This window comes from Streptomyces sp. NPDC023157 (assembly GCF_055560575.1).
Window position 1 is genome coordinate 357,438 of the sequence record NZ_JBVHIL010000003.1, and the last position, 15,036, is coordinate 372,473.

The window sequence follows — 15,036 nt, forward strand, 5'->3', positions numbered from 1 at the left end:
AGGGATCGGTTCATGACCGCCATCGCACCACCCACGAACCCCGGCGAACCGCTCGACCCCCTCCCCCGCGAGTTCGCCGAACTGATGCGCCCGGAGATCCCGAGCCTCATCAAGGAGATCGGGGTCGAGGTCCAGCGGACCTACCCCGTATACGCCCACCTCTTCGCCGGACCCCACGCCGACGCGATCCGCCAGGGCATCGAACAGGCGCTGACCGCCTTTGTCGAACGGGTCGCCAACCCCACCGTGAAGTCGGCGCTCCGGGACGACATGCTGCGCAAGTTCGGCCGGGTCGAGGCGTACGAGGGCCGAGACCTCGACTCCCTCCAGGGCGCGTACCGCCTCGGTGCCCGCATCGCGCTGCGCAGGGCCAAGTACATCGGCCGCACCTACAACCTCTCCCCCACCCTGATCCTGGCCTTCGCCGACGCGCTCTTCGCCTACGTCGACGATCTGGAGGCGCTCTCCCGCGAGGGCTATCTGGCAGTCCAGGCCCGGGGCGTCTCCGACACGGCGGCGCGGCGAAGGCAGCTCCTCCACCTGGTGGTCACCGGGGCGCCGCTGCCCCAGGGCGCCATCGCCGCGCTGTGCCAGGAGGCCGGATGGGAGATGCCCGCCGAGTGCACCCTGGTCGCCCTGCGCCCGCCGGCCGCCGAACTGCTGCCGCCCGCGCTCGACCGGGACGTGCTGGCCGAGCCCACCCTGCCCCAACCGCACCTGCTCGTCCCCGGGCCCCTCTCCGGCGAGCGGCTGGCGATGCTGGAGTCCGCGCTGGGCGGCGTGCACGCCGTCATCGGGCCGACCCTGCCCTCCGCGCAGGCCGCCCACTCTCTGCGCTGGGCGCGCCGGCTGCTCCAGCTCATCGACGAGGGCGTGGTGCCGGACGCCCCCGTGGTCCACTGCGACGAGCACCTGACAACGTTATGGCTGCTCTCCGACACCGCCCTGGTGGACCACCTCGCCGCCCGTGAACTCGCCCCGCTGGACTCCCTCTCCGGCACCCGGCGCGACCGGCTGGTCGAGACACTGCGGGTCCACGTCTCCACCCGGGCCCCGGCGGAGCAGGTCGGCGAACTGCTCGGCGTGCACGCCCAGACGGTCCGCTACCGGCTTCGGAACCTGGACCACCACTTCGGCCAACGGCTCCACGACCCGGAGCACCGCTTCGCCCTCGAAGCCGCCCTGCGCTCGCTCCACCTGCGCACGGGGAAGCACCAGCACTGAGGCCACCGGCCTCCCCCTCCCCCCACACCGCACCCCCTCCCGCGCTATCCCCCACCGCGCGGTGTTCTCCCCGGAGGCCGACGGACAGCGGGTGCCGCGCCGGGCCATTCCGAAGTACCTGGGGTGTACCGGTCCGCAGCGGCTCCTGGAGGGGCCTCGGACGGGGCCGACCGTGGACCGCGTACCGACGCCGGACTCCGGCCGGGCCGTTCCGAAGGACCTGGGGTGTACCGATACAACCGGCATCGGCAGCTGACCCTCTGGAAGTCGATCGCTCTCTGTGACCCGACCATCGGAGCCGGGGCGCCCGCTACACCGCCCACACCCATCGCCCCCCTTCTCGAAGCAGCACCTCATTTCCCCGTGCTGGTTCGGTGCTGGATCGCACGCCCCACCAGGGGCAAAGCCGCAGGTCCTAGCGCTGCTCGGATGAGTTGTCGTACCACTCGACGGTGGTCCCGATGAGGGACGCGGCGACGATGCGCTTGCGGGAACCGGGGGGCGTGGGGGCGTGTGTCGCGGCGGCCATGTGCACCACTTCCGAGCGGGGTGACGGGGACGTTGTCGTGTCGCCACACCGTAGGAATGACCAGGTCAGGGGCGTATGTGGCCGGACATCACAGTTCTGGACGCGGGGGTGAGGGCTGTCACCCTGCCCGCGCGAACCGAGCCTGTCGATCCCCGCCGAACGGCTCTCGACAGGGCGATGAGGCGCGTGTCAGTTTTGTGTGGTGCGCCGCGTTTTGGCGACGCGGTTCTGGCTCCCGTGCTGGATTGGTGCTGACTACGGAGCGTTGAAGTCCGGCATTCGCATGGATCGGTCGGCGACCGGCCCTCAGGGCCGCGCTGCCGACGACCACAGGGACGTCGGCAGCACATGTCCGACACCGGCACGCCCCGAGGGCGAGCGGGCGCTGGACCGGGCCGGTGTGGCCGCGGAGGCGCTGTGTGCTTTCGACGGGATGACCGATGGCGTCTACGCGGGCGGTGGGGTTCGGCCGCGGCATCCGATCTGGGATGACGAGCCCGGCACCGTCCGCGCCTGCGTCCGGCATGAGTACACCGCGTGGACGAGCGCCGAACACACTGCCTGCTTCGCCTCCTGATGGTGGGCCGACGTCAGATCCGGCCCGGACGGCACGACGCTACGACGTGCGCCTGCGATCGGCCCGCCGCCGCCCCGGTCACGGTCCGGGCGTCTGGAGGAAGACGCGGTCGGTGCCGGTGAGTTCGAACAGCTGCTGAAGGGACGCCACGGCCGCCGGAGGCGGCCAGGGCCCGTCGGTGACCACCAACGGCACGCCCAGGGCCTCGCACAGCCGTCGCAGCCGCGCGAGCACGCTCAGCGACGCCGTACTGGCAGGACCGTGGGGCAGGTAGAGGCGGACGCCGAGCGGGCGGTGGGCCTGTACCAGCGCCTGCGCATGCAGGACGGCGGCGGCGCGGCTGGTGACGTCGAGATCGGCCGGGAGGCTCAGGGCCAGAACGCGGTCCGCGAAGGTGTGCTCCACAGGCATGAAGGGCTTCTTCCGCCGGACCGGCAGGTACCAGCGCACAGGCCGGACTGCAACGCGGGTGCGGGCCGGAAAAGGGGCCATTACGTCGGGTTCAGGTAGTGACGGGGGCCGTCACGAGCGCGACGTCAACGACCTGAGCCGGGAAACAGAAGTCCCAGCCGTTCGACAAGCGGAAGAACCGACCCTCCGGGTCGGAATGGAGCGCACCCACGTGCGCGTTCACCCGCCTCCTGACGCTTTCCACACTACGCCCGTGCGTGGCCGAACACACTCTCACGTCCGCCCTACCGGCTACCGGCTTGCCGACCTGTCCGGTGTGGCAGACCCGCCCCCGGCTGCCCCACGATGCCCCGGCAGCGGGGGCAGCCCACCGCACGGTTCCCATCGCCGCAGCCCCGGTCACGCCGGTGCCCTGACCGTTCAGGCACCTGCCCCTCCATCACGGCGTCGTCGGCTCCGTGCCGTCCTCCGCGACCTCGCCGTCCTCGTTCTCGTTCTCGTTCTCGTTCTCGTTCTCGTTGTCATCCGCGGCCTTATCCCGTACGTCCGGCGGGGTGGGCGCGGTGATGTTCCGCTGCTCGGCCGACCGTTCGCGGGCCTGCTCGTCGACCCGCGGGTCGCCGTTGTCCTTGGAGCCGCTCACCGTCATCGTCCCTTCTTGCCGGTTTCCTCCACCCTGGCACTGGTGATCCCTCCCCGCATCCGGCGCGGGGCGGTCGCGCAGGCCCGGGAGCGCGGCGCTCGTCGTGGCGTGCGGGTCGCGCCGGGTGGGCGCCCCCACCGTGCGCTGCGGGGGTTCGCCTGGGCAGGCTCTGTGTCATGTGACGGATGACCGGCGGTTGGCGAGGAAGGGGTGTCAGTGCCGGAGTTCGCCCCACCGGCAGACCCGGAGCATCCTGGACATATGAAGCCCGCCCCTATAGTCGTGCACCCGCCTTCGCCCTCGGGCGGGAGACGAGTCACCGTCCGCCAGGGCGGCATCCTCGGCCTGGCCCACAATGACAAGGATGTCCTTGAGTTCCTGCGGCGCGCGGGCCTGGAGGAAGCGGAGGCACTGCTCGACGATCCACTCTGGGTGGAGTGGCGCGGCGGGCAGGCCCACATGTACAAGGCCGCCTGAGGCCGCGGACCCACCAGCGGGTCGGCTCGCGCCTGAGTGCGCTGCGGGGGTTACCCGGGGACGGCCGTGTTACTCGACCGCCTGCCAGGAGGCGTACTCCTGGCGTACGTACGCCCTCTCGCCGTCAGGCACGTAGTCCCAGAGCGGGTGATCCGGCCCAAGTCCTCCGGCGGCGCAGGCACGGGCGGTCGTGATGTCGAAGTCCCGCAGCGCCTCGGCCGCCGCTGACCTGTGGTAAACGCGAAAAGAGGACACGGCCTCCGGAGCCAGTGCGCGGCGCTGTGCCGACCTCGGTCGTTGCGAATGAGCTGCCCTCGGCTTCGCCGTAGACGCGGATACGGGCCGAAGATTGGTGTACCGCAGGCGCCCGCAATCCGTTAGTTCCTGTCGACGCACCACGAACGGGGTAACAAGCCACCGACTTTACGGACACGGCCTAGCCGCCGGAGCGCGGCCCCATCTGTGACTGAACGCGGACATGATCACTGACGGTTCGTAACTTACCGCGCGGTACAAATAGCTACGCTCCACGGCATCACCCAGACCGCACAGACCGCACCGCATCCCGGGGGAATCATGCTGCACACCCGCAAGGCCGTCGCCGCCGCCATCGGCCTCGTGGCCGCACTCTCGCTCACCGCCTGCAACGGCGACGACAACGCGTCGGACAGCACGCAGGCCAGCCCCACCGCGTCGGCGGACAAGGCGGGCGGCACCGGCGGGGCGGACCAGGCGGACCAGAGCGCCGGCACCGGCACCGGCGGGAGCGGCAAGAGCGCCGGCACCGGCACCGGCGGGAGCGGCCAGGGCACCGACACCAGCACCGGTGGCAACAGCCACGGCAAGGTCGACATCTGCCGCACCGACGCGCTCGAGGTCGCCGCCGCCGACAACACCACGGACAAGACGGAAGGCGTCGTCACCGTCTCCTTCAAGAACAGCGGCGGCGGCAACTGCCGCATCAGCGGCTTCGCGGGTGTCGACCTGAAGACGTCCCAGGGCGACACCTTCTCCGTGAAGCGCAACGGCGAGCAGGCCCGGCCGCAGCTCCTCAAGGAGGGCGAGACCGCCGCCTTCAACATCACGTTCCCGGTCAACAACAGCGGCGGCTCTGGCGTGAAGCTGACCGACATCGTGGTGACGCCCCCGAACGAGACCAAGCACGTCACCCTGAGGTGGCCGGCGGGCACTCTCCCCGTCACTGACGGCCAGGACGGCGGGAAGCTGGAGATCAGCCCGGTGGGCAAGGTCAGCGACTCGCCGGCCGGCTGACCCCGCCCCCGCCCCGCTCGCCCCGCTCAGGAACTGCTGCCGGGGCAGCACCGTGATGTTGAACGCGTGCGCCCCCCCTTCGCCACCCCGGAGAACAGCAGCGCGAAGTGCTGCTGCCCGCGTGCGGTCCCGATGCCTCCCAGGTCGAACCGGGAGGCATCAGGTCACCCCAGGCCGCCGAGCAGACGCCCCGTGATCTCCTTGGTGCCGGCGTCGTCTCCCGAGCGGAAGAGGGTGCTGAGGGTCCGGGCTGCGGAAGGCGGCCGAACCCGGTTCATGGGTCCTACCTGCGGTTTCCTGCTGATCTGCCCAGCGCGGGAAGACATGTGGTGCTGCGCCTGCAAGTTCGCCGGTTCATCTGCGCGGACACCTCCTGTGAACGGGAGAGTTTCGTTGAGCAGATCCCGGGACTGACCCGCCGTCGCGCTCAGCGGACCGACCGGCCGCGTTCGGCCCTGGTCGAGGTAGGTCTTGCGTTGGCCGGCCGCTCTGGACACGGGACGGATGTCGGACACGACGAGACCCGACACCACCGACTTGTACGCGTCCCGCCGAGCACCGGCTCCTCGTACGGCCCGGCGACCGAGAGCATGGCGGGCTTCACGTACAGCGAGCCGCCGCAGGTGGAGAAGAAGGCGTGATCGGCGCCCACGGCCTCGGCCATGAGCTTCCGCGCTTCCTCGATGATCCCGTGTTAGGAGGCGGGATCGTCCAGACCGCTGGCGGCCAGGACGTCCGTACGGAAGACCACGTCGCCGAGCACGGCGCGCACCCGGGGGTCCGCCCCGCTCCCTGCTATGTCCGGGCGGGGCGGACCCGCCTCCGCGCCTGCCCACCGCAAGGGTGCGGAAACGCCGGGCTCACGCCGCCGCGGCGTACGAGTTCGATGGCGAGCTTCAGGGCGCCCAGCTTGTCCACTCCGGCCTTCTTCATCAGAGCGGAGGCCAGGGCGTCCGGGAGCAGGCCGGTCGCGGTCTGCGCGGCTTTGACTCCGGCACTGCCGTGGGCCTCCATGCCGACGGCGTCGATCACGGAGTCCGGGCCGCGGCCGCCGGTCGTGTCGCGGACCGCGTCGACGAGCTGGTCTCCGTACTGGGACAGGTCGTGGATCTGTACGCCGTGGCCGGCGGCGCGGGCCAGCCGTTCGGGCACCAGGTCGATGCCGATCACCTGACCGGCCCCGCGATGGGCGGCGACGCGGGTGCACATGTCGCCGATGGGCCCGAGACCCAGGACGGCGACGCTGCCGCCGCGCGGGACGTCGGCGTAGACGACCGCCTGCCAGGCCGTCGGCAGGACGTCCGAGAGGTACACGAACCGTTCGTCCGGCGGTCCCTCGGGAACACGGATCGGGAGCGTGTCGGCGAAGGGGACGCGCAGGTACTCGGCCTGTCCCGCCGGGGACCTGGCCGTAGAGCTTCGTGTACCCGAAGAGGCTCGCGCCGCTGCCGTGCTCGTGGACCTGGGTCGTCTCGCACTGCGAGTGAAGGCCCCGTCGGCACATGAAGCAGGTGCCGCAGGAGACGTTGAACGGCACCGCCATGATCCGCGTCGCCCCCGCGGTCGCGCAGGCGCGCGACGAGGGCATCGGTAGCCGTTCGTACAGCAGGGGAGCGGCGACGTCGGCGAGGACCGCCCGGCGCGTCGCGATCTCCGTACCGTCGCCGGAGAACGGCCTCGACGCCGCGGCACGCAACGTCGCGCTGGCCACCTTCACGCTCCTTGTGGTGCACCTGCCCGGTGCCCGCCGGGCGGATCCCGATCGGACCTGCCCCCCGGCGCCGCGCGGCTGCTCACGTGTGGGAGCGGGATCGGCATCGGCCGTCTGTCGGTCGAAGGCGTCACGGCCGGAAGTCGTCGTGTGGAAATGGCGCACCTGCGCTCATTGCGCAGACAAAGGCTTCGGATTCGGCCATCGCGCCGAATTCGCATATTCTTTCGGTCGCTCTTCTCGGACGCTCAGGAATATCGCTGATTCCGATGGATTTCAGAATTCTGCTGGTGGCGGCGAAGCGTCTGCGCCTAGAGTGTCGCGCGCCGCTCACGACGGCGGTCGGCGAGGTCGACGGTGGAGGGTGCCGCGGTTGAACTGCACTGTATGAACACGCAGGGAAGCTCCGCCCGCGGTGTTGGACCTGTGTACGCCTTCCTGACCTGCGACCTCTACGGCTCGCCCGTAAACCCCTCAAGAAATCATCGCGAAGAGGTCCACCCGGCAGCGATGGTCCTTTTCCTTTCCGTGCATGGAGAGTGATGCCATGAACCGATTCGACAGTGACTCGCACCGAACGGTCCCGAGGCGTGCGGGGCCGCTGGCGCGCGTAGGGTTATCTGTTCTATTGCTGGCGGGTGGCGCCCTGGGGGCGACGGCCGGACCAGTCGCCGCCTCGCCCGAGGACGGCACGCTGACGGTCGAGGTGCTGCGCGACTTCTTCGGTACCGGCGTGATCAACGCGACGATGGACGTGCCGCAACGCGGCATGAAGGTGAAGATCTCCGACCCCGCCGGGCGCACCGTCACCGGCGTCACGGACACCACCGGAAAAGTGGTGGTGTCGCGGTCGACGGTGCTGCGCGGCGGCCGGTACCGCGTCGACGTCAGCGTCCCCGCGCCGTACAACGGCTATCTGCGGGCGGCGCCCGCGTCGACGGCGGAGAACCACTTCGACAGCTTCACGTCGTTCGTGGACGTCTCCGGCGGAACGAACGCCTCGGTGGTGACGGGCGTGTGGAACCCGGCCGACTACGCACTGCCGGACTCACGGTACTTCGTGCCGGTCCAGAACGGGGCCACCGGAGCGGACACCCGGGCCCTGGTGGCGTTCGGGACGCAGACCAGGGGCACCTGTCCCACCGGGGTGGCGTGTCCGGAAACGCTGGCCACGCAGGCTCAGGTGGGCACGACGTTCGGGCTGGCCTACGACAGGTACCGCACCCGGCTGTTCCAGAGCGCGTTCGCCCGCCGGTTCGCCCCGTACGGGCCGGAGGGCCCCGGCGCGATCTACACGGTGCCGGTCGGCGGCTCCGGCGCACCGAAGCTGTTCGCGCAGGTGCCGGATGCCGCCCGGACGCCGCACGACACCGACATGAACAAGGATCCGGGATTCACCGACGCTCCGGGCAAGGAGAGCATCGGCGCCCTGGCCCTCTCGGAGGACGGCTCCACGCTGTACGCGGTGAACCTGCTGACCCGCAGCCTGGTGAGCTTCGACGCGACAAAGGCCACGGCCGCGGCGCCCGTGGCGACCACGCCCATCCCGGACCCGGGGTGCGCGAGCCCCGGTGACTGGCGGCCGTTCGGCCTGGAAGCCCACGACAACACGCTGTACGTCGGCGGTGTGTGCAGCGCCGAGAGCACACAGCAGCGCACGGACCTGAAGGCCGTCGTCTACGCCTACGACGGCAAGCGGTTCACCACGGTGCTGACCCACACGCTCACCGACAAGCGCGGCACCGTCTTCACCGCAGCGGGTGCCGCTCCCCAGGCCACCCGCTGGAACCCATGGAACACCGCCCTGACCACGTGGGACGAACGGAAGGCGGGCAACGCCTTCATCGATCCGCAGCCGGAGCTCGCCTCCCTCGCCTTCGGCCGCGACGGCTCGATGATCCTGGGGTTCCGCGACCGGTTCATGGACGTGCTCAGCGCCAGGGGGCTCGACCCCCGTCCCGGGAACAACACGTCGGAACTCGGCATGGCCGGTGGCGACATCACCATGGTCTGTGCCGTTCCCACCGGTGGATACGCGTGGGAAGGCACCGAAAACTGCCCCAACCACGCCACCCCCGCCAACAATGGCGGCCAGGACGCCGATGTCGTCGAGTACTTCCCCGGCGACTTCTTCCAGGGACCGCACCAGGAGACCGCGCTGGGCTCCGTGGCCTACATCCCGCAGCAGGACTGGGTCGTCAGCACGGAGTTCGACCCGACCGTCAACGTCGAGACGGCAGGCACCGGTTACCACCACATCACGACCGGTGCGGGCCCGGGCAACGCCCCGAACGCCAACGCGTACCAGTTCGTCGGCCAGGCACAGAACGGGTTCGGCAAGGCCGGCGGGCTCGGCGACATCGCGTACGCGGCGGCGAACGCCCCGATCCAGATCGGCAACCTCGTCTGGTTCGACGGCGACCGCGACGGGATCCAGGACCCGGCGGAGCCGCTGCTGCCCGGGGCGACCGTCAACCTGCTGGACGCGAACGGCAAACAGGTCGCCACGACCAGGACCGATGCCGCCGGCGAGTACTACTTCGGTGGTGTCGGCGCCGCGTACCAGCTCGTCCCCGGTGCGAAGTACACGGTCCAGTTCGACGTGTGCACCGCGGACACCAGCGGGGTGCCTGGGCGGCCCACTGCGGACAAGCTACGGTTCACGCTCCCGCGAGCCGGCGCCGACCGGGCGCACGACTCCAACGTGACGCCGCCGACCACCGGGAGGCTGTGCAACGGCTACGCGCCGGTCACGGCACCGAACAAGCCGGGCGGCGTCGACCACACGATCGATGCCGGGGTCTACATCCCGAAGGCGAAGCCGTCCCCGACTCCGACCCCGAGCTCGCCGTCCGCCTCGACGCCGCCTTCCCACACGCCGCCCCCGGACTACGGGGACTCCGGTTCGCTGGCGCAGACCGGTTCGTCCGGGGTGGCGCAGCTGATCGGCCTCGTCGGCCTGCTGCTGGGCACGGGTCTGGTCATCGCGTTCGTGAGCCGGAAACGCCGCGCCCGGGAACACTGAACGAACCGAACAGCAGTCATCTGATCTGCTCGGCCGTGACCCGATGGCGCGGCCGGGCAGCCTGCGGGCACATGGTGCCGGTGAGCCGAGAGGGTGGGGAAGAAGAGTGTCCACGTCGAGCCGTGTGCGGAGCGGGAGATACCAGCGAGCACGGCCGGGCCGTGCGACCGGCCCGCGCCGATGGCCGCGGCCACGCCGGGTCGCCGTCGGCATCGCCACGGCGGCCGTCGCGGTGGGCGCCGTGTTCCTGTTCACCGGTGGTGACGCCGAACCCCGCGGTCCGCGGGCACTGACCTCGGACGAGGCGAACCGATTGGCGATCACGCGGTTCCGCAACTACGAGGCGCGTGGCCGCGCGGTGACGATCACCGTCCCGGGCACCGCCGGCGGGCTGATCGTCACCGGGTCGGTCGACTACCGGAGCAAGGTCGGTTACGGCGTGGTCCACGGCACCGGGCGCGGCACGTCCAGCGAAGGGCTGATCGAGTGGACGGCCGACGCGGTGTTCGTCCACCCGATGACGGACGCCCCGGCGTACGCGCCGGCCTCGCCGCCCCGCACGGGCTGGTACCGCCGTCCGCTGCGGTCCTCCGGCAGTTCGCTGGACAGTTCGCTGACCATCGCGCTCGGTCTCGGCAACGACCGGCCGGACAACGCCGAACTGCTGCCGCAGAACGGCGCCGCCTGGTGGGGGCGGGACCAGGTGGACGGGCGTCGGGTGGACGTCATGACCGGGCCGTCCTCCCCTGACCGCTCCGGTACGGCGGGCAACGTGCGCTACTGGGTGGGCTCGGACGGCACGATGTACCGGGTCCGTGTCAGCGTCGGTTCCGCACCCGAGCCGGTGGACATCGCCTTCGACACCCACACGTTCCTGCCGGTGACGCCGGTGCCCGAAGCCACCCCGAAGGGATAGCAAGCCGGGAAGTCCCGGGCTGTTGCCGGCGCCCGGGGCGCGGAGCCGCTCAGGATGTCCGCACCCGGGCACCCGCGGCGAGCAGGGACGCTGACGGCAGCGGGACGCCCGCCAGGTCCGGCAGCTCCGGCACCGCCGGGACGACGGTGGCGCCCGTGGTCAGGGCGTGGGGGAACTGCGGCTGTGGAGGAGGCGCCGCCACCTCGGTGAACGGGATGCCACCGGGGGCCGTCGGCGACGCCCATCGGCCGGCCGGCGAGAACGTCGTGGACGGCAGTGGGCAGGACGCCATGGCCGCGAGCCGGGCGGGCACGGTGGTCCGCAGGTCGTTGCCGTGCAGGCAGTTGCCCCGTCCCCGTGCCGCGGTGGGGAACGTCCAGCCGACGTCGACGCCGTTGCCGGTGAACGTGTTGTCCGTGATCTGGTTGCCGACCGCGGGGATGTCGGCGGTCGCGGTGATCACCAGCCCCGCGTTGCCGTTGTCGGCGATGCGGTTGCGGACGAACCGGTTGTCGCTGCCGCCGTCGACGCCGACGCCGATGCCCCACCCGCCGTCGGCCTGCTGCGGGGTGGCCGGCTGCTGGTTGGCGGCGATCAGATTGCCCGCGATGACGGCGCCCTGCTGCGGGAGCAGTTTCTCCTGGTGATTGGAGCCGGTGGTCAGGCCGACCCGATTGCCGACCAGACGGTTGCCGACGACGTACATGTCCCCGCCGGCGTTCGTGCCTTCGTAACCGACCGCGTTGAGTTCGGCGATGTTGTCCCGCACCACGATGCGGCAGGGTTTGCACTGTCCCACGTAGATCCCCGAGTCCGCCCCGCCTGACGCGTAGGAGTGCTCGATGACGCCGTTCTGGGCGGAGAACGCGTAGATGCCGTACAGCCCGTTGCGGGTCGCGGTCACGTGCGAGACCAGGAACGACGTCAGGAAGGTGACGGGCTCGTCACCGGTGTCGTAGCCGCCGCTTCGCCCCGGCAGCCCGGCCGCCGCCGCCTTCGCCGAACCGGTGACCAGCACGCCGTTCTGCGTGTTGTTCCGCACGGTCAGGTTCTCCACGGCCACCCCGGGAGCCGCGACGACGACACCGTTCGGCTGCTGCAACCGTCCGTCGATGACGACCTCGTCCCGGGACTCACCGCGGAGAGTGACGCGAGGCGTGGAGACCCTCACCGACTCGTGATAGGTGCCCGGAGCGACCAGCACCAGGTCACCGGGGTGTGCCAACGACACCGCGGCCGAGATCGTCGGGGCATCGCCGGGGACCCGGATCGTCACCTGCGCACCGCTCGGACGTCGGCCTTCCCCCGATCTGCCGTCGCTGTCACCACCACCACCGCCGTCGCTGCAACCGGTCACAAGCGTCAGCGTGCCCAGTACGGTCACCAGCACGCGAAGAGCTAATCGAGGCATGATCCGATCCTGGCATGACACCACCCGATTCCAGCCCGAAAAAGGCAGGTTGACCCACACGGGCGATTCCGGTGTGGCACTCTGCACCCCATGCACCGAGCCGACTCCCGTCCGTCACGCCGCGCGTTCATCGGTGTCGCCGGGGCCGCGGCGGCCACGGGGCTCACCGCGGGGTGCGAAGCGCCCGCGGCCCGGCCGAACGGGCCCCCTTCCCCCGCCCCAGGCGCGGAGGTGTCGCCGACCGGACGCCATCAGGCCGGCATCGTCCTCCCGCAGCCGGCCCAGGCGAACCTCCTGGCGCTGGTGGCCGACCTCGGCGCCGACGTCGCTCCCGGTCCGCTACTGGCCGAACTCGGCCAGGCCGTCCGCGCACTCGTCGCGGGGACCGACCCACGGCTCCTCGGCCTGCCGCCGGGCGACCTCACCGTGACCGTCGGCGTCGGCCCCCGGCTGGTCCGCATGGCCGGTGGCTCGCTGCCCGGCGCGGTGGACCTGCCCCGGTTCTCCCGTGAGCGGATCGCGCCACGGGCCCGGGGCGGCGACCTGCTGATCCAGATCTGTGCCGGTGACGCGCTGCTCCTCCCGGTCGTCGCCGCCGCGCTCCTGGCCCAAGCCGGAGACCGCGTCCGCGAACGCTGGCGGCAGTCCGCGCGCCGTGGCGCGAACGTGCCCGTCGCCGACGGTCTGACCGCGCCCCGCAATCCGCTCGGTTTCATCGACGGCATCGTGGGCCCGCACACGAGCGCCGAGCAACAACGCGACCTGTGGCTGGCCGGCCCTCCCCAGGTCGCCGGTGGCACCCTCGCCGTACTGCGCCGCATGGAACTCGACCTGTCGCGGTTCGCCGCCCTGTCCGTGCCCGAGCAGGAGGCGGTCTTCGGACGGCGCCGGGCCAGCGGCGTCCCCCTCTCGGGCGGCCCCGTCGCGTTGGGCCCGGACCTCGGCGCCAAGACACCGGACGGACGCTATCTCGTCCCCGCCGACGCCCACGTGCGCAGAGCGAACCCCGTCGTGGTCGGTACCGGCCTCATGCTCCGCCGTTCCTACAGCACCGACGATCCCGCCCCCGGCCTGCTCTTCATCAGCTTCCAGAACGACCTGCGGACCTTCACCGCCACCCTCGCCCACATGGAAACCTCGGACGCCCTGCTGCGATTCACCACCACGACCGCCAGCGCGACCTTCCTGATCCTCCCCGGCTTCGACGGTCGACACCCGCTCGGTTCCCGGCTGTTCGGCTGATCACGCCCCGCGGTTGTCAGCTGTGGCTGCCACGCGGCTCTCCGCGCAGCCTGGGGTGTGCCGATTCAGCCCGCATCGGCGGCTGGCCCTATGGAAGCCGATCACTCTGAGTGGCCGCCCATCGGAGCCGGGACTCCCGCTACATCGCCCACACCCATCACCCCCGTTCTCGAAGCAGCACTCCATTTTCCCGTGCTGGAGAACAGGTAGTCGCCCACGAGCCGGCTCAGCCCTTCCTCCACCCGAAGGTGTCACGTGTTCTGGTCGTCACTGTGCACGTTCCAGGAAATACCACCACCCTCTTGGGCTTACGTGGCTGGCTTGGTCTGCTGGCGCAGGGCCATAGGTGTGTGTCCAGTCCAGCGGAGTACGGCGCGGCGGAGGGTACGGGCATCGGCGTAGCCGTTGCGTTGGGCGATCGCGTCGACGGGCAAGTCCGTGGCATTGAGCAACTGGGTGACCTTTACGCGACGCATGTCCTCGATCTCGGCCGTCCAGGTCGTACCGTGCTCACCGAGGCGGCGCTGGAGTGTTCGCGGGCTGACAGTCAGGCGGGATGCCGTCGCGGCCAGCGTCGCGCCGTCGGGGCCGGCTTCTGCGTCCTTGACAGCCATGCGAAACAGGTCGAGCCAGCTGTGCAGGGGGATGGCCGCGGCGATGGTCAGTTCGGCGTGTCTGCGCAGCACGGCGGACAGGCCCGGCTGGAACTGTGGCATCGGGCCCTGCAGGTCGTCGGCGTGGAAAGTGATGGAGCTGACCGGGCGCTCGAAGTCGATGTTTCGAGTGCCGTAGAGGGCGTGCAGGACGTCATGGTGACGGGGCGCCTCTGTGGCGAGGGCGACTCGGACGGGAACCAGTTCCTTCCGCAGGGCTGCACCGAGCCGTTGGCGGATGATGGCGAGTGCGTACGCACGGATGGCCGAAGCGGCGGTATAGCTGAGGTCGGCGGCGTTCACATGGCTGAGGGTGATCTCCCCGTCATCCTGGCTCACGAACATGGTCTCGCTGCCGGCGTCCGCGACGCCGACGAGGAACTCGGTGGCGTCGCGGAGCCCTTCGATCGGGGTGGGCGCGGAGGTCAACAGGTAGTCCCACACTCCGAGCTGCCCGAAGACCGTCTGCTCCATCATCAGCTGGGTGACCTCGGTCCAGGGGGCCTTGGTGACCATCAGCTCCCAGAGACGGATGTTCGTAGACGCCGGGGGCCGGTATTGGTCACCTTCCAGGTGCTCGGGATCCATGCCCAGGAGGTTGGCGTAGGCGACCTTGGGGATGCCGAGAAGATCAGCGGCCCTGGCGTTGATGCGGGTGAAGGCGGCGGACGTGGTCCCCGGATGCGTAAGCGATGACACGAGCGGTGACTGTATGTCAGTCGGGTGACCGCTTTTTCCTGGGGTCGGTAATTCGTCCCCGTGCTTGGCGCGAGATGTCCCGTGCGTGGCGCGCTCGGACCTGTGCCGGTGATCCACAGACATTTAGCGTCGCGTTCGGTGCCGGGGTGGTGACGCAGTGGAGCAGAGAGTCGGCGGCTAGGCGCGACTGCAGTCGGCAGCCGGCTCTCCGTCGTGTCCTCCCCCCAGCACGTGACCTGAGCACGC

General features: G+C 70.6%; 11 protein-coding genes and 2 pseudogenes. 7 read left to right on the forward strand and 6 right to left on the reverse strand.

Annotated features, from left to right (window positions below):
• Positions 1-12 precede the first annotated feature (12 nt).
• Together ACZ3ZE_RS12805 and ACZ3ZE_RS12810 are read left to right on the forward strand one after the other, a co-directional pair.
• The gene (locus ACZ3ZE_RS12805) at positions 13-1,224 is read left to right on the forward strand and encodes a PucR-like N-terminal domain-containing protein (protein ID WP_361179276.1); all 1,212 of its coding nucleotides are present in this window, start codon (positions 13-15) and stop codon (positions 1,222-1,224) included.
• Between the two features lie 794 nt (positions 1,225-2,018).
• A complete protein-coding gene (locus ACZ3ZE_RS12810) occupies positions 2,019-2,330 on the forward strand; it encodes a hypothetical protein (RefSeq protein ID WP_467258918.1) in 312 nt (103 codons plus the stop codon).
• 78 nt (positions 2,331-2,408) lie between these two features.
• Here the strand turns inward: ACZ3ZE_RS12810 and ACZ3ZE_RS12815 are convergent, their stop codons facing one another.
• On the reverse strand, positions 2,409-2,741 hold the full coding sequence (locus ACZ3ZE_RS12815; protein ID WP_467258921.1) for a hypothetical protein: 333 nt from the start codon (positions 2,739-2,741) through the stop codon (positions 2,409-2,411).
• A gap of 439 nt (positions 2,742-3,180) precedes the next feature.
• Entirely contained in the window at positions 3,181-3,390 is a 210-nt protein-coding gene (locus ACZ3ZE_RS12820) for a hypothetical protein (RefSeq protein ID WP_467258924.1), read from the reverse strand.
• 255 nt (positions 3,391-3,645) lie between these two features.
• Here ACZ3ZE_RS12820 and ACZ3ZE_RS12825 point away from each other — a divergent pair, with 255 nt between their 5' ends.
• The gene (locus ACZ3ZE_RS12825; protein WP_467258927.1) at positions 3,646-3,861 is read left to right on the forward strand and encodes a hypothetical protein; all 216 of its coding nucleotides are present in this window, start codon (positions 3,646-3,648) and stop codon (positions 3,859-3,861) included.
• Positions 3,862-4,437: 576 nt separating this feature from the next.
• Positions 4,438-5,133, forward strand: a complete 696-nt coding sequence (locus ACZ3ZE_RS12830; RefSeq protein WP_467258930.1) for a DUF4232 domain-containing protein — start codon at positions 4,438-4,440, stop codon at positions 5,131-5,133.
• A 494-nt stretch (positions 5,134-5,627) separates the two neighbouring features.
• Here the strand turns inward: ACZ3ZE_RS12830 and ACZ3ZE_RS12835 are convergent.
• A pseudogene (locus ACZ3ZE_RS12835) lies at positions 5,628-5,942 on the reverse strand (ornithine decarboxylase); the annotation flags it as partial.
• Positions 5,943-5,997: 55 nt separating this feature from the next.
• Positions 5,998-6,676, reverse strand: a pseudogene (locus ACZ3ZE_RS12840) (zinc-binding dehydrogenase); the annotation flags it as partial.
• 796 nt (positions 6,677-7,472) lie between these two features.
• On the opposite strand from ACZ3ZE_RS12840, the gene ACZ3ZE_RS12845 reads away from it, so the two are divergent.
• Positions 7,473-9,869: an SdrD B-like domain-containing protein gene (locus tag ACZ3ZE_RS12845; protein WP_467258933.1), complete on the forward strand. Its 2,397-nt coding sequence runs from the start codon at positions 7,473-7,475 to the stop codon at positions 9,867-9,869.
• Positions 9,870-10,101: 232 nt separating this feature from the next.
• Positions 10,102-10,785, forward strand: coding sequence for a hypothetical protein (locus ACZ3ZE_RS12850; protein WP_467258936.1), 684 nt, complete (start codon positions 10,102-10,104; stop codon positions 10,783-10,785).
• Between the two features lie 49 nt (positions 10,786-10,834).
• On the opposite strand, the gene ACZ3ZE_RS12855 is transcribed toward ACZ3ZE_RS12850, so the two are convergent.
• Positions 10,835-12,196: a right-handed parallel beta-helix repeat-containing protein gene (locus ACZ3ZE_RS12855; RefSeq protein WP_363292390.1), complete on the reverse strand. Its 1,362-nt coding sequence runs from the start codon at positions 12,194-12,196 to the stop codon at positions 10,835-10,837.
• 90 nt (positions 12,197-12,286) lie between these two features.
• Between ACZ3ZE_RS12855 and ACZ3ZE_RS12860 the strand changes: the two genes are divergently transcribed.
• The gene (locus tag ACZ3ZE_RS12860) at positions 12,287-13,438 is read left to right on the forward strand and encodes a Dyp-type peroxidase (RefSeq protein WP_467258939.1); all 1,152 of its coding nucleotides are present in this window, start codon (positions 12,287-12,289) and stop codon (positions 13,436-13,438) included.
• 308 nt (positions 13,439-13,746) lie between these two features.
• Here the strand turns inward: ACZ3ZE_RS12860 and ACZ3ZE_RS12865 are convergent, their stop codons facing one another.
• Positions 13,747-14,790, reverse strand: a complete 1,044-nt coding sequence (locus ACZ3ZE_RS12865; protein ID WP_467258942.1) for an AraC family transcriptional regulator — start codon at positions 14,788-14,790, stop codon at positions 13,747-13,749.
• Between the last annotated feature and the right edge of the window lie 246 nt (positions 14,791-15,036).